The organism is Amycolatopsis sp. NPDC003676 (assembly GCF_053587275.1).
Genome location: NZ_JBSFNS010000041.1, coordinates 31366 through 49517, shown reverse-complemented (window position 1 = coordinate 49517; position 18152 = coordinate 31366). Strand labels below are relative to the sequence as shown.

Annotated in this window: 19 protein-coding genes; 8 read left to right on the top strand and 11 right to left on the bottom strand. The window is 69.1% G+C overall.

Annotated elements, in window-relative coordinates; genetic code table 11:
- The first annotated feature begins 52 nt into the window (after positions 1–52).
- Positions 53–934, top strand: coding sequence for an AAA family ATPase (locus ACWDNU_RS23750; protein WP_116203827.1), 882 nt, complete (start codon positions 53–55; stop codon positions 932–934).
- Positions 931–2304, top strand: a complete 1374-nt coding sequence (locus tag ACWDNU_RS23745; RefSeq protein ID WP_449670500.1) for a vWA domain-containing protein — start codon at positions 931–933, stop codon at positions 2302–2304. Before ACWDNU_RS23750 ends, ACWDNU_RS23745 begins: the two co-directional genes overlap by 4 nt.
- Here ACWDNU_RS23745 and add read toward each other — a convergent pair.
- Positions 2282–3265 carry an adenosine deaminase gene (add, locus tag ACWDNU_RS23740; protein WP_449670499.1) on the bottom strand — a complete coding sequence of 328 codons (984 nt, stop codon included), beginning with the start codon at positions 3263–3265 and terminating at the stop codon, positions 2282–2284. The two genes, ACWDNU_RS23745 and add, sit on opposite strands and share 23 nt — an antisense overlap.
- A 128-nt stretch (positions 3266–3393) precedes the next feature.
- Here add and ACWDNU_RS23735 point away from each other — a divergent pair, with 128 nt between their 5' ends.
- A complete protein-coding gene (locus ACWDNU_RS23735) occupies positions 3394–3588 on the top strand; it encodes an antitoxin (protein ID WP_446681618.1) in 195 nt (64 codons plus the stop codon).
- A gap of 39 nt (positions 3589–3627) precedes the next feature.
- Here ACWDNU_RS23735 and ACWDNU_RS23730 read toward each other — a convergent pair whose 3' ends face one another.
- Entirely contained in the window at positions 3628–4935 is a 1308-nt protein-coding gene (locus tag ACWDNU_RS23730; protein ID WP_449670498.1) for a serine hydrolase domain-containing protein, read from the bottom strand.
- A gap of 604 nt (positions 4936–5539) precedes the next feature.
- Positions 5540–7387, bottom strand: coding sequence for a DNA helicase RecQ (gene recQ / locus ACWDNU_RS23725; RefSeq protein WP_370935975.1), 1848 nt, complete (start codon positions 7385–7387; stop codon positions 5540–5542).
- A 242-nt stretch (positions 7388–7629) separates the two neighbouring features.
- Between recQ and ACWDNU_RS23720 the strand changes: the two genes are divergently transcribed.
- Positions 7630–8064 (top strand): DUF6314 family protein, encoded by a 435-nt coding sequence (locus ACWDNU_RS23720; protein ID WP_449670497.1) that lies wholly within the window; start codon positions 7630–7632, stop codon positions 8062–8064.
- A gap of 67 nt (positions 8065–8131) precedes the next feature.
- On the opposite strand, the gene ACWDNU_RS23715 is transcribed toward ACWDNU_RS23720, so the two are convergent.
- A complete protein-coding gene (locus tag ACWDNU_RS23715) occupies positions 8132–8281 on the bottom strand; it encodes a hypothetical protein (protein ID WP_344284989.1) in 150 nt (49 codons plus the stop codon).
- Positions 8282–8533: 252 nt separating this feature from the next.
- Here ACWDNU_RS23715 and ACWDNU_RS23710 point away from each other — a divergent pair, with 252 nt between their 5' ends.
- Complete coding sequence (locus ACWDNU_RS23710) at positions 8534–9040, top strand: mycothiol transferase (protein WP_449670496.1); 507 nt, start codon at positions 8534–8536, stop codon at positions 9038–9040.
- 134 nt (positions 9041–9174) lie between these two features.
- Here the strand turns inward: ACWDNU_RS23710 and soxR are convergent, their stop codons facing one another.
- A complete protein-coding gene (gene soxR / locus ACWDNU_RS23705) occupies positions 9175–9642 on the bottom strand; it encodes a redox-sensitive transcriptional activator SoxR (protein ID WP_354748882.1) in 468 nt (155 codons plus the stop codon).
- Positions 9643–9735: 93 nt separating this feature from the next.
- Here soxR and ACWDNU_RS23700 point away from each other — a divergent pair, with 93 nt between their 5' ends.
- The gene (locus tag ACWDNU_RS23700; protein WP_449670495.1) at positions 9736–10296 is read left to right on the top strand and encodes an NADPH-dependent FMN reductase; all 561 of its coding nucleotides are present in this window, start codon (positions 9736–9738) and stop codon (positions 10294–10296) included.
- A 315-nt stretch (positions 10297–10611) separates the two neighbouring features.
- Here ACWDNU_RS23700 and ACWDNU_RS23695 read toward each other — a convergent pair whose 3' ends face one another.
- Positions 10612–11847, bottom strand: a complete 1236-nt coding sequence (locus ACWDNU_RS23695; RefSeq protein WP_449670494.1) for an FAD-dependent oxidoreductase — start codon at positions 11845–11847, stop codon at positions 10612–10614.
- A 55-nt stretch (positions 11848–11902) separates the two neighbouring features.
- Here ACWDNU_RS23695 and ACWDNU_RS23690 point away from each other — a divergent pair, with 55 nt between their 5' ends.
- Positions 11903–12502 (top strand): TetR/AcrR family transcriptional regulator, encoded by a 600-nt coding sequence (locus ACWDNU_RS23690; protein ID WP_449670493.1) that lies wholly within the window; start codon positions 11903–11905, stop codon positions 12500–12502.
- Here the strand turns inward: ACWDNU_RS23690 and ACWDNU_RS23685 are convergent.
- The 3 genes from ACWDNU_RS23685 to ACWDNU_RS23675 all read right to left on the bottom strand — a co-directional run bounded on the left by ACWDNU_RS23685 (position 12499) and on the right by ACWDNU_RS23675 (position 15081).
- The gene (locus ACWDNU_RS23685) at positions 12499–12981 is read right to left on the bottom strand and encodes a hypothetical protein (RefSeq protein ID WP_449670492.1); all 483 of its coding nucleotides are present in this window, start codon (positions 12979–12981) and stop codon (positions 12499–12501) included. The two genes, ACWDNU_RS23690 and ACWDNU_RS23685, sit on opposite strands and share 4 nt — an antisense overlap.
- Positions 12978–14324, bottom strand: a complete 1347-nt coding sequence (locus ACWDNU_RS23680) for an ATP-binding protein (RefSeq protein ID WP_449670511.1) — start codon at positions 14322–14324, stop codon at positions 12978–12980. The genes ACWDNU_RS23685 and ACWDNU_RS23680 overlap by 4 nt, the downstream gene beginning before the upstream one ends.
- Positions 14325–14400: 76 nt before the next feature.
- Positions 14401–15081: a response regulator gene (locus tag ACWDNU_RS23675; protein ID WP_449670491.1), complete on the bottom strand. Its 681-nt coding sequence runs from the start codon at positions 15079–15081 to the stop codon at positions 14401–14403.
- Between the two features lie 112 nt (positions 15082–15193).
- Between ACWDNU_RS23675 and ACWDNU_RS23670 the strand changes: the two genes are divergently transcribed.
- The gene (locus tag ACWDNU_RS23670; protein ID WP_370935983.1) at positions 15194–16105 is read left to right on the top strand and encodes a phosphatase PAP2 family protein; all 912 of its coding nucleotides are present in this window, start codon (positions 15194–15196) and stop codon (positions 16103–16105) included.
- Positions 16106–16109: 4 nt separating this feature from the next.
- Here ACWDNU_RS23670 and ACWDNU_RS23665 read toward each other — a convergent pair whose 3' ends face one another.
- On the bottom strand, positions 16110–17084 hold the full coding sequence (locus ACWDNU_RS23665; RefSeq protein ID WP_449670490.1) for a pirin family protein: 975 nt from the start codon (positions 17082–17084) through the stop codon (positions 16110–16112).
- A 245-nt stretch (positions 17085–17329) separates the two neighbouring features.
- On the bottom strand, positions 17330–18148 hold the full coding sequence (locus tag ACWDNU_RS23660) for an alpha/beta fold hydrolase (protein WP_449670489.1): 819 nt from the start codon (positions 18146–18148) through the stop codon (positions 17330–17332).
- Positions 18149–18152 lie beyond the last annotated feature (4 nt).

The following is an 18152-nucleotide window of genomic DNA, read 5'->3' as shown; positions in this document are numbered from 1 at the left end:
TCGGTGGCGACCGCCCAGTACAGTGCGGGTGAGCGAACGCTTAGGAGGCGACGTGGGCACCGGGTTTTTCTCGTCCGTCGACGATGTGTCGGCGCAGCTGGCCGAGGCCGGGTACCTCGCGTCGACCGCGGTCGCGACCACGGTGTTCCTCGCCGACCGGCTCGGGAAACCGCTGCTGGTCGAGGGGCCTGCGGGGGTCGGCAAGACCGCGCTGGCCACGGCGGTCGCCGAGGTCACCGGCTCGCGGCTGGTGCGGTTGCAGTGCTACGAGGGCATCGACGAGGCCCGTGCGCTCTACGAGTGGAACCACGCGAAGCAGCTGCTGCGGATCACCGCGGGCCGCGACGAGACGTGGGACGAGGCGCGCACCGACATCTTCGGCGAGGAATTCCTGCTGCGCCGCCCGCTGCTCACCGCGATCTCCGGCACTGAGCCGACCGTGCTGCTGATCGACGAAACGGACAAGGCCGACGTCGAGATCGAGGGCCTGCTGCTGGAGGTGCTCGGCGATTTCCAGGTGACCGTGCCCGAACTCGGCACGATCACCGCGACGCAGCAGCCGTTCGTGGTGCTGACGTCGAACGCGACGCGCGAGCTGTCCGAGGCGCTGCGGCGGCGGTGCCTGTTCCTGCACATCGATTTCCCGGACGAGGATCTCGAACGCGAGATCGTCCGGCTGAAGGTGCCCGGCATCGAGGCCGCGCTGGCCGATTCGGTGGTGCGGGTGATCGCCGCGTTGCGGGCGATGGACCTGCGGAAACTGCCGTCGGTGGCGGAGACCGTCGACTGGGCGCGCACGCTGCTGGAGCTGGGCGCGGGCGCGCTCGACGAGCGCGTGGTGCGCGAAAGCCTCGGCGTCGTGCTGAAGCATCAGGACGACATCGCGAAGGCCGGGGCCGGGCTGAGTCTCGACCAGGTGCTGGACGCGTCATGACCGCCGCGCCGGGCCTGACCGGACGGCTCGCCGAGTTCGTGCGGGCCTTGCGGGCGCAAGGCATCCCGGCCGGTCCGGGGGAAACGGCCGACGCGGCGGCCGCGCTGGAGGTCCTCGGCCTGGACGACCGCGAACTGGTCCGCGAAGGGCTCGCCGCCGCGCTGGTCCGCCGGGGCGGGCAGCGGTCGGTGTTCGACGCCGCCTTCGACCTGTACTTCCCAGCTGGCATTGGTGCGCCCGAGTTGGCCCGCGAGAACCCGCCGCAGGACCGGGAGGAACTGCGGGAAGCGCTCGCCGCCGCGTTGGCCGAAGGCGACGACCAGGCGTTGGACCAGCTCGCCGGAATCGCCGTGGACCTGCTCGGCCAATACGGCGTCGGAACCGGCCCGGGCGGCGGATACTCCGCGCACCAGACGCTGGACCGCCTGCAACCGCAGACGCTCATCGCGCAGGTGCTCGCCGCGATGCGCGCCGCCGGCACTCCGGACGAGTTCACCGACCGGCTCACCCGCGACGAAATCCGCCGCCGCGTGGAGGGTTTCCGCGGCCGGGTGCGTACCGAAGCGCGCCGCCGAGCCGCCGAACTTCGGGGCCGCGAACGGATCGCCAAGCACGCGATCGCCCCTGCCGCGGACCGCGTCGACTTCCTCATCGCCAGCCGCACGCAATTGGCCGAACTGCGGCGCACCATCCAGCCGCTGTCCCGCAAACTCGCCACCAGGCTTGCCGCGCGCCGCAAACGCACCACTCGCGGTCAGATCGACTTGCGCCGAACGCTGCGTCGTTCACTCTCTACTGGCGGCGTGCCCTTGCGTCCAGCCTACCGGCACCGCCGCCCCGGCCGCCCGGAAATCATCCTCCTGTGCGACCTTTCCGGTTCGGTGGCGGGTTTCGCGAACTTCACGATGCTGCTGGTGCAAGCGTTGCGGGACCAGTTCAGCAAGATCCGCGTTTTCGGTTTCGTCGACAGCACCGACGAGGTGACGCACCTAGTCGACACCGGTGCCGCGGATCCCGAACAACTGGGCGCGCGCATGCTCAGCGAGGCCGCGGTAGTCCGCTGGGACGGCCACAGCGATTACGGCCGCGCGCTCGGTCAGTTCACCGCTCATTGGCTGGACGCCGTCGGCCCGCGAACATCGGTCCTCATCCTCGGCGACGCCCGGACGAACGGCGGCGACCCGAACCTCGACGCCGTCCGCGCGATCCGCTCCCGCGCGCGGCACGTCCACTGGCTGAACCCTGAACGCCAATCCCTGTGGGGGACCGGTGATTCAGCCGCGCCGGACTACGCGGAACTGGTGGAGATGCACGAATGCCGGACCGCCCAGCAGCTGGGCGTGCTGGTCACGCGCCTTCTGCCGACTTAAGCCAGCCGTCAATCTCTTGATGCAGCAACGCTTGGGTCTCTTCAGGTGCGAACGATGCAGTCACGGCGTTGCTTGCCAGTTTAGCTAATGTCGTGTCGTCGTAACCGAAAACCTCACGCACACGGGTGAATTCGTCGGTGATCGTGGTGCCCGTGACGTCCGGTACATCCGTGTTGAGCGTGACCCTCAGTCCCGCCTCGACCAACTGCGGCAGCGGATGTTCCAGGAACGTCGGAACCAGCCCGAGCACGACGTTCGACGAGGGGCACACCTCAAGCGCGATCCCGCTCTCCGCGGTCTGCGAGGTCAGCTCCGGGTCCTCCAGAATGCGGATTCCGTGGCCAATCCGCTCGGCTCCGCCGATTTCGATCGCCTCGCGGATACTGTCCGGCCCCGCGTCCTCGCCCGCGTGGTGAATGAGGTGCAGCCCCGCCTCCCGCGCCCGGTCGAACACCTCCCGGAACGGAGCGAGCGAGTGCTTTTCCTCGCCGGCCATCCCGATCCCGATGATCTCGTCGTGCCGCTTGGCCAGCTCCAGCGTCTTCTCGGCGCGCTCGATCGACCGTCGCCGCGAGTGGTCGAGGATCAGCTTCCATTGCAGCCCATGCTCTTTCCCGCCCTCCGACAGTCCTTTGAGGACCGCGTTGAGGGGAAGTTCAAGATTTCCGACCCGTTCCCCGTGCGAGGCAGCCGTGAACGTGACCTCGACATACCGGGTCCCCTGAGCGGCTTCGTCCGCGCAGAACTCGCGCGCGATCCGCTCGAAGTCCTCGGTTGTTTGGAGGCACGATCGAGTGAGACTGTTGCGATCGGCGAACGCCCGGAACCCTTCGAACGCTTCGGGCTTCTCGGGCAGCTGGATGCCGTGGACGTCCGCGAGTTCCTTGAGCGTGCCGGGACGGATCGTGCTCTCGAGATGGACGTGGAGATGCACCTTGGGAAGAGCGGAAAGGTCGCGCACGCGTGGATCATGCCTGCCGCGCGCGCCGCCTGTCATCCAGGTTTCGCCGGGAACCCGCGGGGGTCGGGCGACGTTGGGGTAGGTGACGGAGGTTTCCGCAGGGGAAGGGACTTTGTGCGATGGCTTTGATGAAGAAACTCACCGTGCTGGCCGGCGCCGCGGGTGCGGTGTCGTACGTGCGGAACAACCCGCAGAAGGTCAACGAGGCCGTGGGCAAGGCGGCGCGTTTCGTGGACGAGAAGACCAACGGCCGGTACCACGCGCAGATCTCGGGGGCGGTGCGGAAGGTCGCGGATACGACGCGCCCGCGGACTGCTGAGTGATGCTGTCCGCGCTGCCTGTGGCCGCCAACCCGGGTCGGATTACTCGACTCGGTAGGCGGCGGCTCCGTTGTGCAGGAAGCGCGCGCGGCCGTGCCCGTCCGAGCCGATCAGGGACAGCACCTCGTGACCGGTGAGCTTCGGTTCGGCGGTGATGATCGCGCTGTCGTTGAGGCGGACGACCTCGACGCGACGAGCGCGCTTGCCGAACGACGCGGCGGTCTCGTCGCGTGGCCGGTAAGTGAGGAACGCGCGGTCGTGGTCGGAGGTCAGGGCGATGTCGTACAAGGTGGTGCGGTAGGTGCCGCACATCCGGCCCGCGTCGATGGGGGCGGGGTTCGCGGGCGGTACGGGCAGCGGTGCTGTCTCGACGCCGGCGAGGTCCCGGAGGACTGTGCTGAAGAGTTCGTGGGCCAGCGGTTCGGCTCCCGCGCTGTTGGTCAGGACGGCCATCGCCACACCGGCTGAGGGGACGACGCGCAGGAAAGCCTTCTGGCCCTTGGAGACGCCGGTGTGGCCGATGACGCCGTCCCGGTACAGCATCCAGCCGAGTCCCCAGCCGAGGACGCCGCCGCCGAAGTCCGGTATGGATTCGAGCTGAGGTTCGCGCAGTCCCGCGAGCGCGGGGTCGGCGAGGTGCAGGCGCACGAATTCCAGAAGGTCGTGGGCGCTGATCGCGAGATGCGAGCCGCTGGGCGTGGAGAAATAACGGACCGCCCAACTCTTGGTCGTTTCGAGCTTTCCCTCGTTCTCGACATGGCCGACCGCAGCGCGGTGCAGAATCGCCTCGTAGGTGTCGGCGGCGACGGTGGAAAGCCCCAGCGGGGTCGCCAAACGCTCGCGGATCACGTCGTTGAAAGGCTTGCCGCGCAAGACTTCCACCAGTCTGCCGAGTACCGCGTACCCGCTGTTGGAGTAGGAGAAAACACTGCCCGGCGGAAAGAGGTGACCGGCATCGGCGAGGGCGGCGACGAACTTTTCGATCGCGTCGTCGCTGCGGCCGGTGTCGACGAAGTGGTTGCCGTCGATGCCGCCCGTGTGAGTGAGCAGATGCCGGGCAGTCAGTGATTCCGTGGCGGCCGGGTCGCTCAGCCGGAAACCCGGCAGATAGTCGCGAACGGGATGGTCGAGATCCAGGAGATCCTCGCTCACCAGCTGCTGGATCAGCGTGGCCGTCCAGATCTTGGTGATAGAACCGATCTTGAACACCGAATCGGCCGTAGCCTCGACTCGCGTGCGGAGGCTCAGCACGCCCGCCGCCTCGTCCCGGATCTCGCCGCCAGTCAGCACGGCGACCTGTGCGCCCGGTACGTCGTGCTTCGCGATGAGCTCGCTCAGATCCCACCCCATCCGCTCAACCTAGCGCTCAGCTTCAACGCGCGGCTGGATGGGCGGAGAGGGCCAGATCTTCGCGCGGGACCGAGAGTTCCGGCTGCTTTTGCCGGTCTGTGGCTGGCGTGAGACGCGCACAGGGTGCGAAACTCCGGTACGTCGCCATAGGCTGACCGCTGAGGCGTCGACTCTCCCGAGCAAGACGGTGAGTGCCTCGGCGGCATTCCTGGCGAAACGGCCGACCCCGGCTCGGTTCCGACGTCGTTCCTCGGCGAATGCCCCTGGCCGGGCAACCCGGGCCAGACGGAGGTTCCTGTCTGGGAAGCTGACCTCAGTTCGGTCTCGGGTCGCTCTTCGGCGAGTGTTCCTGGTCAGGTGGCTGACTTCAGTTCGGTCCCGGGGTCGTTTCTCAGCGGGCGTTCCTGGCGAGGCAGTCGGCCCAGCTTCGCCGCCCCGAGGTCACTTTTCGGCGAGCGTTCCTGGCCAGGGAGCCGACTCCAGTTCGGTCCCTGGGTCGTTTCTCGGCGGCGTTCCCGGCGAGGCAGCCGACCCCAATCCCGTCCAGGGGCCGTTCCTCGGCCGGAGTTCCTAGCCAAACAGCCGACCCAGCTCCGCCCCGACCTCACTCCTCGGCCAGCGTCGCCAGCACTCCCTCCCCGTACTTGGCCAGCTTGCTCTCGCCCACTCCGCTCACCGTGCCGAGGGCGTCGAGCGTTGTCGGCATCAGCGTGGCGATTTGGCGCAGCGTGGCGTCGTGGAAAATCACGTACGCCGGGACGCCCTGTTCCTTCGCCGTGGCCCCGCGCCAGGCGCGCAGGCGCTCGAAGATCGGGGCCGCTTCCGCGGGCATGTCGACTGGAGCGGCCGCCGGCGTGCGGCGGGACGTTCGCGGGGCGCGCGCCGGGCGTTCGGGTTCGCGGCGCAGCTGTACTTCTTGGGAGCCGTTCAGGACCGCGGTCGAACCTTCCGTCAGCACCAGCGACCCGTAATCTCCTTCTACCGCAAGCAGGTTGCGCGCCAGCAGTTGCCGCACTACCGCACGCCATTCCTGTTCGCGCAGTTCGGTGCCGATGCCGAAGACCTTGAGCGTGTCGTGCTGGAACTGGGTGACCTTCGGGGTCGTTTTGCCGAGCAGGATGTCGATGATCTGGCCGGCGCCGAAACTCTGCCGCCGTTCGTTGCGCAGACGGACCACTGTGGACAGCAGCTTCTGCGCGGGAATGGTGCCGTCCCAGCGTTCCGGCGGGGTGAGGCAGGTGTCGCAGTTCCCGCACGGCTGGCCGGACTGCCCGAAGTACGCGAGGATCTGCGTCCGCCGGCATTCGACTGTCTCGCACAGTCCCAGCATCGCGTTCAGGTGCTGGGCTTGCAGGCGACGGTGCATCTCGTCGCCCTCGGAGTTGTCGATCATTTTGCGCAGCTGCACCACGTCTTGCAGCCCGTAGGCGAGCCATGCGGTGGACGGTTGCCCGTCGCGGCCCGCGCGGCCGGTTTCCTGGTAGTAGCCTTCCACCGACTTCGGCAGATCAAGGTGCGCGACAAACCGGACGTCCGGTTTGTCGATGCCCATGCCGAACGCGATCGTGGCGACGACGACGAGCCCTTCCTCGCGCAGGAACCTCGCCTGGTTCGCCGCGCGGGTCGACTTGTCGAGCCCGGCGTGGTAGGGCAGCGCCGGGATTCCGTTCTGCACCAGGAAGTTCGCCGTTTTCTCCACCGACGCGCGGGACAGGCAGTAGACGATCCCGGCGTCGCCTTGGTGCTCGGTGCGCAGGAGGTCGAGCAGCTGCTTCTGCGGCGAGTTCTTCGGCACGATCCGGTATTGGATGTTCGGCCGGTCGAAGCTCGCGACGAAATGTTTCGCGTCGTCCAGGCCGAGCCGCTGCGAGATTTCCTTGTGCGTGGCCTCGGTCGCGGTGGCGGTGAGCGCGATCCGGGGCACGTCCGGCCAGCGTTCGTGCAGCGACGAGAGCATCAGGTAGTCGGGCCGGAAATCGTGGCCCCACTGGGAGACGCAGTGCGCCTCGTCGATCGCGAACAGCGCGATTTTGCCGCGGTCGAGCAGGCGCACGGTGGATTCGACCGACAGCCGTTCGGGCGCGAGGTAGAGCAGGTCGAGTTCGCCCGCGACGAACGCGTCCTCCACCTCCTGCCGCTGCGCGAAATCCTGCGTGGAGTTGAGGAATCCGGCGCGCACGCCGACGTTGCGCAACGCGTCGACCTGGTCCTGCATCAGCGCGATGAGCGGCGAGATCACCACGCCGACGCCCGGCCGCACCAGCGCCGGGATCTGGTAGCACAGCGATTTCCCGCCGCCGGTGGGCATGAGCACCAGCGCGTCGCCGCCGGAGATCACGTGCTCGACGATCTCCGCCTGGTCGCCGCGGAACGCGTCGTAGCCGAAGACGCGCTGCAAGGTCTCGAGAGCGGGGGAACGGGTGGCCTGCTCGGCCAGATCGGGGTGCGCCACGCGGCCGATTCTAGGGCGGCGGGCCGTCCGGGCGAGCCTGCCCCGCCGGGTTCGGCGCGAGAGTCCCCATCGCACCGGCCGTTTCCGGGCGCTGCGATGGGCCCGGTCGCACAGGGTGAACAGCATGGCGACTGGTGACAGCCGGGATGACGGGACCCTTCACGCCACCCTCGTGACAGACCGTGCCGAGTCGGTCGTACCAGTGCCGTTCGCGTTCGGTGCGGAGGCGCACAATGGGATCCGTGGCTTTTCCGATCAATGACCTGACCGGGTACTTCTCGGGCGAATGGCAGCTCGCGCGCGAAATCGTCGATGTTGACGGGGCGCCGATGGGCGAGGCGAGCGGCCGCGCGACGTTTACCTCGGACGACGGGGTGCTCGTCTACCGCGAGTCGGGAGAGCTGCAGCTCGGAGCGCATCGCGGACCGTTCGTCCGGACGCTGCACTACCGGCCGGTCGGGGGTTCCCGCGCCGCGGTGCACTTCGACCACGGCGGGTTCTTCCACGATGTGGACCTGGCGACCGGGGAGTGGACGGCCGATCACCCGTGTGCCGCCGACTGGTACCGAGGTGCGTACCGCGTGCTCGACGATCGCCGGTGGGAACAGGAATGGGTCGTGACCGGACCGGCCAAGGACCACGTGATCACCAGCCGGTTCACGCGGATGGGCACGTAGTCATCAGTCGGATTCCGCACTGCCTTGCTTGAGATCCGGCGGATATCGAAGCAATGTCCCCTGTGGACTACTTGCGCCGGTTGCGCAGGATCACCAGCAGAACGACTATCGCCGAGACCGCGCAGGCGGCGGTGATCACCATGCCGGCCCAGGCGGGAATCGCGATCCCGGCGATGTTGTCGAAGCCGGGCAGGGCGCGGGGCGCGGTGATCGCCACGGGGCCCTCCGTTCGCGTCGTCGGCGTGCAAATCCGCTTTCGCGCCGGATTTTACCCGACACCGGACGAGACTGTCAGGTCCGAAGTGGACAGTCGCGGTCACCGCGGGTAATGAGCGGATTTCCCCGTGCTGAAGCCGGTTCGGCTGGTGCGAGTGGACCCCTCGCGCCCCTTGGAGTCACGACGCTGGGCAGAGCCGGATCTTCGAGGCATGATCGAGGCAAGCGCACGACGACGGAGGAGGAGCGCGAGATGAATGTGGCCGATCTGCTCGTGGACGGATTCGGCCGGGTGCGGGAAGTGGTGCACCAGGCAGTCGACGGACTGACCGCGGAGCAACTGGCGGCGCGCCCCGGCCCGGAGGCCAACTCGATCGGCTGGCTGGTCTGGCATCTGGCGCGGGTGCAAGACGACCACGTCGCCGACGTCGCGGGCACCGACCAGCTCTGGACGGCAGCGGACTGGCGCGAGAAATTCGACCTGCCGTTCCCGGCCGGGGACATCGGTTACGGGCACAGCAGCGAGGACGTCGCCCAGGTGCGCCCGGAGTCGCCGGATTTGCTCACCGGCTACTACGACGCCGTGCACGAGCACACGGTGTCCTGGGTGACCGGCCTGAACGGGACGGCGCTGGACCGCGTGATCGACGAAGCCTGGAACCCGCCGGTGACGCTGGGAGTACGGCTGGTCAGCGTGCTGTCTGATGACCTCCAACATGCCGGACAGGCCGCCTACGTGAGGGGGTTGCTATTGGGATGACTGTGGCGGAGTGACTGACGCGCCGGGCGAGTGACCGGCTCTGCCCGGACGGTGGCGGTTCGGCGGCGGATTGGCTGCGGCCAGTGGACAGCCGTGCAGCAGCCGTGCAGCCGAACGCTCAGCTGCGCAAGGGCTCACTCGTATCCCGTTCCCCGGTGGTCCGGCAGGCGGCGCGGGCCGGGGCCGTCTTGGCCCAGTTGGTCGTTGGGGTTGGCCAGGCGGCATTTGGCCAGCGACATGCAGCCGCAGCCGATGCAGTCGTTCAGCTGGTCCCGGAGTTGTTCCAGCTGGCGGATGCGCTGGTCAAGGTCGGAGCGCCAGCAGGACGAGATGCGGGACCAGTCCGCGCGGGTCGGGGTCCGGTCGTCCGGCAGGAGGGCCAGCACCTCGCGGATCTGCGCCAGCGGCATGCCCACCCGCTGCGACATGCGGATGAACGTGACCCGCCGCAGGGTGTCGCGGCGGTAGCGGCGCTGGTTGCCCGCGGTGCGCCTGCTGCGGATCAGCTGTTCGTCCTCGTAGAACCGCAGGGCCGACGCTGGTACGCCGCTGCGGTGGGAGAGTTCGCCCACGGTCAGTTCGGGCAGCTCCGTCTTCGCCATGCGCTCAGCATAGCTTGACTTAAAGGGAGCTTGAAGTTCGAGACTCCTTCCGTAGGCGGGAAACCTGTTCCGCCCCGGGAAAAGGAGAATAACGTGTCCGAAGCTCCCGTCCGGCTCACTGTGCTCGTCGGCAGCGCCAGGGAAGGGCGGTTCGCCCCCACGGTCGTGCGCTGGTTCACCCGCCAGGCGGACCGGCACGGCGGGTTCGAGGTCGACGTCATCGACGTCGCCGAGATCTCGTTGCCGCTCGCGATGAACGGCGAGGGGGCCGCGCCCGTCGCCGCCCGGCTCGAGGCGGCGGACGCGTTCGTCGTGGTCACGCCGGAGTACAACCACAGTTACCCGGCCGCGCTCAAGAACGTCCTCGACTGGTTCCGCGGCGAATGGCACGCCAAGCCGGTCGCTTTCGTGTCCTATGGCGGGATTTCCGGCGGGCTGCGCGCGGTCGAGCATCTCCGGCCGGTCTTCGCCGAGCTGCACGCGGTGACCATCCGCGAGACTGTGAGCTTCCACGGAGCGCACGGCCGGTTCGGGGAGGACGGCGAACCGGTCGACCCGAGTGTGGAGGCTGCGGCGAAGGCGTTGCTCGACCAGCTCGAATGGTGGGCCCGGGCCTTGCAGGACGCTCGGTTGGTGCGGGCTTATCCGGCGTAACCGGGCCGCGTGGTGGTGAAGGTCGGCGCTTAGGCGGGCATTGAAGCCGGAGCGGCGCAGGAAGGCAGTCAGCGGTGCCGTGGGGCCTCAACTGGTCCAGCACGGTTCTCTGGTGTCGTGAGGCCCCGCTGGTGCAGGACAGCTTTCCGGTGCCGGACCAGTTGAGGCCGGAGCGCGTTCCGAGCCGATGCTGGCTTGGAGCGGTGAATCCGAGGAATCGGCTAGCGCTCCAGACGCAGTCTCGGCCGAAATCGCCTCGACGGGTGGTGAGTCCGGGGCTGTGCCGCAAACAACGGTACGGCCCCGGCAAGAAGTTCAACCCGCATAACTGTCCACAGTGGACCGCCGAGCGAAAGCAGGTGCATGCTCCGGCCGTAGCCCGACCCCGCCCAGATAAGCCGTAACCCCGGAAAGCGCCGGAAAACGTTGCAGCGCACGCATCGGCGCGGGCAAGCGGTTCAGGGTTCCGTCGAGTGCGGGACGCAGCAGCATTCCATGCTCGCCCCGCTGGCTGGACTGCACCGCGACCGTCGGCAGCAAGCGGCGGCGGCGTACGGCGGCCAGGCGCGACACCGGGACCTTTCCGCGCCGCAACGGTTCCGCGAGAAGTCGGGCGGTGGCGACGGCGTCCTGCACGGCGAGGTTCACTCCGACACCGCCCACCGGCGACATCGGGTGTGCTGCGTCCCCGATGCACAACGCGCCGGGTGCGTGCCAGCGCGGCAGAAGGCCCATCGTTACTTCGAGCAGCTTCACGTCGTCCCACGAGCGTACGGCGGACAGTTGCGCGGGCGTCCAGCCGAACAACTCGCCCAGTCGCGCGCGGAATTCGGAGATCGGGCCGGAACGTAGCGAAGCATCAGAGCCGCGGGGGATGAGGTACGAGGTTTGGTAGTAATCGCCGCGGTCCATGGTCACCGAGGCGTATCCGGGGCCGAACCGGGCGAACACCCCCGGTTCGCCCGGTTCGGCTTTCGGCACCCGCACCTGCCAGACGTCCATCGGGACCTCCGACTCCCGCAGTGCGAGGCCGAGTTCGTGGCGCACCGTCGACCAGCGGCCGTCGCAGCCGACCGTGAGCGGGGCGGCGAGTTCGTGTACTGCACCGGTGTCGTCGCGGTAGCGGACTCCGGTGACGCGGCCGCCTTCGCGGAGCAGCGAAACGACGGAAGTGCCCATGCGCAGGGAGAATTTCGGTTCGGCGGCACCTGCTTCGGCCAACAAGCCGAGGAATTCGGCTTGGGGGACCATCGCGATGTGCCGGTGCGGGCCGCGCAGTTTGCTGAAGTCGGCGGCTATCACGGTCTCCCCGCCGATGTCCATTTTCATCCGTTCCAGGACCGAACGGGACAGAGCGGCGAACTGGGGGCCGAGACCCAGTTCGTCCAGCAGCCGCAGGGTCGACGGGTGCACGGTGTCGCCGCGGAAGTCCCGCAGGAAGTCGCGGTGCTTCTCCAGCACCACCACCTCGACCCCGGCCCGCGCCAGCAGCAGGCCCAGCATCACGCCGGCCGGTCCGCCGCCGGCGACCACGCATCCGGTCCGTTCCATCGGCCCTCCAATTTTAGAGACACTCTAAGTTTAGAGTAACGCTAAGATTCACGCCATGACCGGGTTGCGGGAAGAGAAGAAGCGGCGGACCCGCCAGGCGCTGATCGAGGCCGCGCTCACGTTGTTCGACGAGCAGGGCTACGACGGCACGACCGTCGCCGAGATCTCCGCGCGGGCGAAGGTTTCCCCGGCGACGTTCTTCAACTACTTCGCTACCAAAGAGGACGTCGTCTTCGCTGACCAGCATCTTTACGACGAGGTCGTGGACGGGGTGTTCGCCGCGGCGGAACCCGGCGAGCAGGTTGCCGAGCTGGTGACCAGGACCGTGCACGCGCTGGCGACGGCTGATGCGTGGAGTTTTCCGCTGGACCATCCGCTCACGGAGGTGCGCACCCGGCTGCTCGCCGCGGTGCCCGCGTTGCGCGCCGGATACCTGCTGCGCAACGCCGTGGTGGGCGATCGGTGGGCGGAGAAGCTCTACGAGACTTGCAAGCCGCAGCTGGACCGGGTCGAGGCTGCGGCGTTGACCGGGGCGGTGCTGGGCGCGTTGGAAGCGGCGTTGCGACAGCTGCCGGACGGAAGCAGCGCGACGGAAGTGGTCCTGGCGACTGTCGGCCGGGTCGTGTACGGATTCTTGCCCAAGAAGAAAGGCTAGTTGCAGTACAGGGATTCGAGCTTGGTGTCCGAGGCCACGACGGTGATTCCCGTGCCGACCGGCTGGCCGGACGCCGCCAGCGACGCGGACACGGTGCAGACCACTTGCTGCAGACCGATCGGGTACAGCAGCTTCATGGATTCGGAGACGGTCACGGTCACCGGCTGGGTCGAGGTGTCGACCGTGACGTGCCGGCCGGGGGAGAGCATCGAGTAGAAGCCCTCTTGTTCTTCGACGCGTGTCGGGCCGCCGAACAGTTCCGTGAGCACCGTCGTGGGGGTCGCGTCCCTCGCCCATGCGCGCTGCACCGGGCTGAGCTGTCCCGCGTAGACGAAGTAGAGCGTGATTTGCGGACGCGGTGTGCCCAGCTGGAATCCGCCGGGCGCTTCCCCGGCGGGGATCACCCCGGTCGGCTGGATGCCGCAGCCGGCCAGGAGCAAGACCGAAATCAGCGCGAGGAAGAGCCGGGGAAGTTTCATCGCTCCTCCTGCGCGGTGCGGGGCAGCCGGAGCGTGAAGCGTGCCCCGTCGCCGGTGTTTTCCGCTTCGATGTCGCCGCCGTGCAGCCGGGCGTTTTCCCGCGCGATCGACAATCCGAGGCCGCTGCCGTCGGACCGGGCCCGTGACGTGTCCGCTTTGGCGAAGCGGTCGAACACCTTGGGCAGGACCTCCTCGGGGATCCCCGGGCCGTGGTCGGTGACCGCCAGGGAGACGGTCGCGTCGTCGGTGCTCAGCTCGATTTCGACCGGCGGCGCGCCGTGGTGCAGGGCGTTGCCGACGAGATTGGCGATGACCAGGTCGAGCCGTCGGGGATCCGCGGGCACGGTGATGTTCGGCAGGTCGGCCGCGACGGAGTCGGTCCAGCCCCGGGCGGCGAGGGTGTTCTTCACGGCCTCGGCCAGGTCGACCTCCTCGACGCGCAGCTCGGCCTGTCCGGCGTCGAAGCGGGAGATCTCGACCAGGTCCTGCACGAGCCGGGTCAGCCGGCGCGTTTCGGACGACACCAGCCGCGCGGCCACGGCGGTGTCCGTGGGCAACTGGTCGGCGTCTTCGTCGAGGACGTCGGTGACCACGTTCATCGCCGCCAGCGGGGTGCGCAGTTCGTGCGAGACGTCCGCGACGAACCGGCGTGCGTCGGCCTCCATCTCGCGCAGCGAACCGACAGTGCGTTCCAGCTCCGCCGCGGTGTGGTTGAACGTGGTGACCAGCTGGGCCAGTTCGTCGGAACCCTTGGCCGGCAGGCGCACGTCGAGCTGTCCGCCGCCGAGTTTGCGGGCCGCCGAATTCAGCGCGCGCACCGGCTGCAGCACCTGGCGCGCGGCCAGCAGCGCCAGCGCGACCGCGATCGGCAGGGCCAGCGCGGTCATCTGCCACGCGCGCGTCGCCAGCTGGTCGATCGCGGCCTGCTGGGTGGTCAGCGGGACCGTTTTGTAGACCTCGATCCCGGTGTGTTCCCCTTGCGCCGCGCCGTAGCGCAGCAGCGGCATCCCGATGTAAAGCACCGGACGCCCGCCCTCGACGACCCGCTGGAACTGGACATTGGTCCCGCCCGCGACCGCGGTGCGCAGCCCGGCGGGTATTTCCGCCGGATTCAGCCCTACGCGCGAATGCAGCGACCCGAACACCACGGTCGTGACGCCCTTGAGCGAACTCGCCATGTTGTCGAGCTGCCGCTGGTCGGGCGGAAGCGTCAGCTGCGGCAGGTACGTCCTGACCTCGTCGCGCAGCTGCACCATCGCCGGGTCCTGCACGCCGGCCAGGATCGTGTTGCGCGCGGACACGTAGCTCGCGCCGGCCGCCGCGCCCGCGCCGACCAGCGTCATCGCCGCGAACGCCAGCACCAGCCGCAGGCGCAGCCCGGACACCCACGACCGGAGCCGCTTCACGGCGCGGCCCGCCTCACGAGCGGCCGAACCGGTAGCCGAAGCCGCGCACGGTCTGCACGTGGTCCGGTCGCGCCGGAACGTCCTCGATCTTCGCGCGCAGCCGCTGCACGCACGCGTCGACCAGGCGGGAATCGCCGAGGTAGTCGTGCCCCCACACCGAGGCGAGCAGCTGGCTGCGGCTGTACACCTGGCCTGGCGTGCGCGAGATCTCCAGCAGCAGCTTCAGTTCGGTCGGCGTGAGCGAGACCTGCTCGCCGTGCTTGCGCACCAGCATCCCGGCCCGGTCGATCACCAGGTCGCCGTGCTGTTCGGGGCCGGCGGCACCGGGTTCGGGGGCGGTGCGCCGCAGCACCGCGCGGATGCGGGCGTCGAGCACGCGCGGTTCGATCGGCTTGACGACGTAGTCGTCCGCGCCCGCTTCGAGCCCGGCGACAATGTCGAAATCGTCGCTGCGCGCGGTGAGCATGATGATCGGCACCTGGCCGAGCGCGCGGATCCGGCGGCACGTCTCGAACCCGTCGATGCCGGGCAGCATCAGGTCGAGCACCACGAGGCCGGGCGCGCGTTCACGCAGCTGCGCGACGCCGTCCTCGCCGGTCGCGGCGGTGTGCACCGTGTGTCCTTGACGGCGCAGCGCCAGCTCCATGCCCTCGCGGACGGACGCGTCGTCCTCGATCACCAACACCACAGCCACAGGAGCCATTATTCGGAACGCCCGCGGATTCGCGCGAGCCGGGCGGATCTTGTAGCGAAACCATGACACAGCTCTGACGAGATCCCGAAATCCCGCGGCCAGTCTCGAAGGCATGGCAGTGCTGACTCCTGAAACGCCGACCGTGCCCCTCTCCGCGCCCCGGCACGCGCTCGCCCCTCGACGGCGTTCGCGGACCGCCGTGCTGGTCGCGGCCGCGATCGGGTTCGCGGGCGCGTTCGTCGTCGCCTACCTGCTGTTCGTGCGGACCGAGGCCGGGCAGCGCGCCGAAGACGGGGTCGTCCGCTTCGCGCAGAACCTTCCGCGGTCCACTGTGGACTGGGCGCGCCCGCTGGCCGGGATCGACGGCGTGGAGGTGTTCGGCGCGGCCGGGATCGTCATCGTGGCGCTCGCCGTGCTGCGCAAGCGGTTCGCGCTCGGGGTGACCGCGCTGGTGCTGTACTTGCTGCCGCTGGCCGCCGCGCAACTGCTCAAGATCTATCTGCTCGACCGGCCGGACGTCGGCTCGGCCGGAGCCCCGCACCACAACAGCTTTCCGAGCGGGCACGTGAGCGCGGCGACCGCCGTGCTGCTGGCGCTGGCCGTGGTGCTGCCCGCGCGGTTCCGGACCTGGGTGCTCGCCGTGGGTGCGCCCGGCGTCGCCTGGGTGGCCGCGGCGACCGTCGCGCTGAGCTGGCATCGCCTGTCGGACACCGTCGGCGCGTGCCTGCTGGTGGCCGCGGTGGTGTCGGCGGGCGCGGCGGTCGTCTCGGCTCGGCGTCCGGATGGCGGGCGGGTTCCGGTGGTGCTGACCGGGGTCGCGTTGCTTGGCCCGACGGTGGTGGTGCTGGGCGGGTATGTGGTGCTGGCGTCGGCGACGTCGGTTCCGGCTCGGTTCGTGGCGGCGCTGGTGCTGGCGGCGTTGAGTGCGGTGGCGGTGGTGTTGCTGGCGGCTGGGCCGCTCCGGCGGGTGAATTTCGATCCGTCCGGGGCGCGGAATCGGTTGCGCGACGGGGAGTCTCGTTAAGGCGTCACGAGGGGTTGCGGCGGGGTTTGATCCGCACCGCGGGCATCGGGGGAGCGGGCAGCCGCGCCGGGCCGCCGGGGTACGGGTCGATCGCGCCGAACTGGTCGGAGTTCGCCTCCCACGCCTCGCGGTACTCGGCGATCTCGTCGTGGCTGCGGCCGACGAAGTTCCACCACATCAGGATTTCCTCGCCGAACGGCGGGCCGCCGAGCACGATCACCCGCGCTGGGGATGAGCCGGGGTTGTGCAGGTGGAGCGTGGTCGCGCCGATGCCGAGGTAGCCGAGTTGAGCTTGCTGCAGCGGGGTGCCCGCGAAGGTGACCTCTCCGGTGTCGAGCAGGACACCGTGCTCGAAGGACGGGTCTGCGTCGAGGCTGAGCTCCGCGCCCGGCTCGAGGACGATTTCCGCGCCCAGCAAGTGAGTGAACGTCTTCACCGGCGAGGTTTCTCCGGCAAGGGTGCCGAGGAAGACGCGGGCGGTGGCTCCGTCGAGTTCGGTGGCCGGTGGCGCGTAATGCTGGAAGTCGCGGGCGGTGTGCCGGTGCTCGTCCGGGAGCGCGACCCAGAGCTGGACTCCGTGCAGCGTCGTGGTTTCCGGCGTCGACACTTCTTCGTGGCAGATGCCGTGGCCGCCGGTCATCAGGTTGAGTTCGCCGGGGCGGACCATCGCGTGGGAGCCGAGGCTGTCGCGGTGTTCGATTTCGCCGGTGAACAGCCAGCTCACCGTTTGCAGGCCGGTGTGCGGGTGCGGGCCGACGGACATGCCGCCGCTGACGGAGGTGTCGTCCGGGCCGTAGTGGTCGGCGAAGCACCACGCGCCGATCAGCGAGCGCTGCCGTTGCGGCAGGGTGCGGCGGACAGGCATGGCCCGCGGGCCGCCGAGGGGCACCGAGCGGGCGTCGAGGACCTCGACCTTGCCGGGGTCAACGGGGTCGCCGCCGCACGCTAGTTCGGCCGGGTCGGTCTCGACGTTGCTCATGCCTGACACGATAACCGGCCGCGCGCGAGGTCCTGCTCAGCTGTCCGTGAGGGGAACCCTGAGGGGCTCAGATTCCCTCAGGGTTCCCCTCACGTACCGGAGACCCGGTCATATGGGCATCAATCGGGCGTTTCGACCGCGTCAGCGTCCTTTGTGGACGGGCAACTGGCTGAAGCGACGCAGCTTAAGTTCCCGACATTGGGATTCAGAGTCCGTGGGGTTCCCTTCACGGACAGCGGCGGCGGTCAGCGGGCGAGGAGGTTGCGCAGCCAGTCGAGCGCGGTCGGCAGCGCGTTCAGCACCGAGATGTGCCCGTCGCGCGGGCGCAGCCACAGCTCGGCGTCCGGGAGATTCCGCACGAGCCATTCGCTGTGGCTGACCGGGACGATCTGATCCTCGCCGCCGTGCACCAGCAGCACCGGGACCCGCACGTCGGCAGCCGAAAATCCCCACGGCGTCACGTACGCGAGGTCGTCGTCGGCTTCGGCGGCCACGTCACCGGAAGCACCGGCGTCCTCGCCCAGCGGGCCCCACGTGCCGCGCAGCGCCGTCCAGTCCGCGTCGGTGAAGCTCGTCGGGTCGAATTCTTGCGTTTCTCCGTGCTGCAGCCGGGTTTCCCGGCCTTTGCGGGCGGCGCGCAACGAGCTGTCGTCGACCATCCCGCCGTACCAGTCGTAGTCCTCGGAGTACGGCGCCAAACCGGCGAGCGACACCGCCGCCGTCACCCGATCCGGCAATCCCGCGGCGCAGGCCAGCGCGTGCGGCCCGCCGCCGGATGCGCCCAGCACCGCGAAACGCGGCAGGTCCAGGGCATCCGCCAGCTGCTGCACGTCCTCGGCAGCCGAGCCCACCGTTCGCCCGACGTGAGGGGTGGACCCGCCGTACCCAGGGCGACCGTAGGAAACCACCCGAAAACCTCGAGCGGCGGCAGCCTCCACCACGGGCGGCAGCAGGCGGCCGGACTGCGGAGTTCCGTGGTGCCACACCAGCGGAAAGCCGTCGCCCCCGCTGTCGTGCACTCGAAGATTCCGGCCGTCCGGCAGCAATAGGTCAGTCGTCCCCATGCCG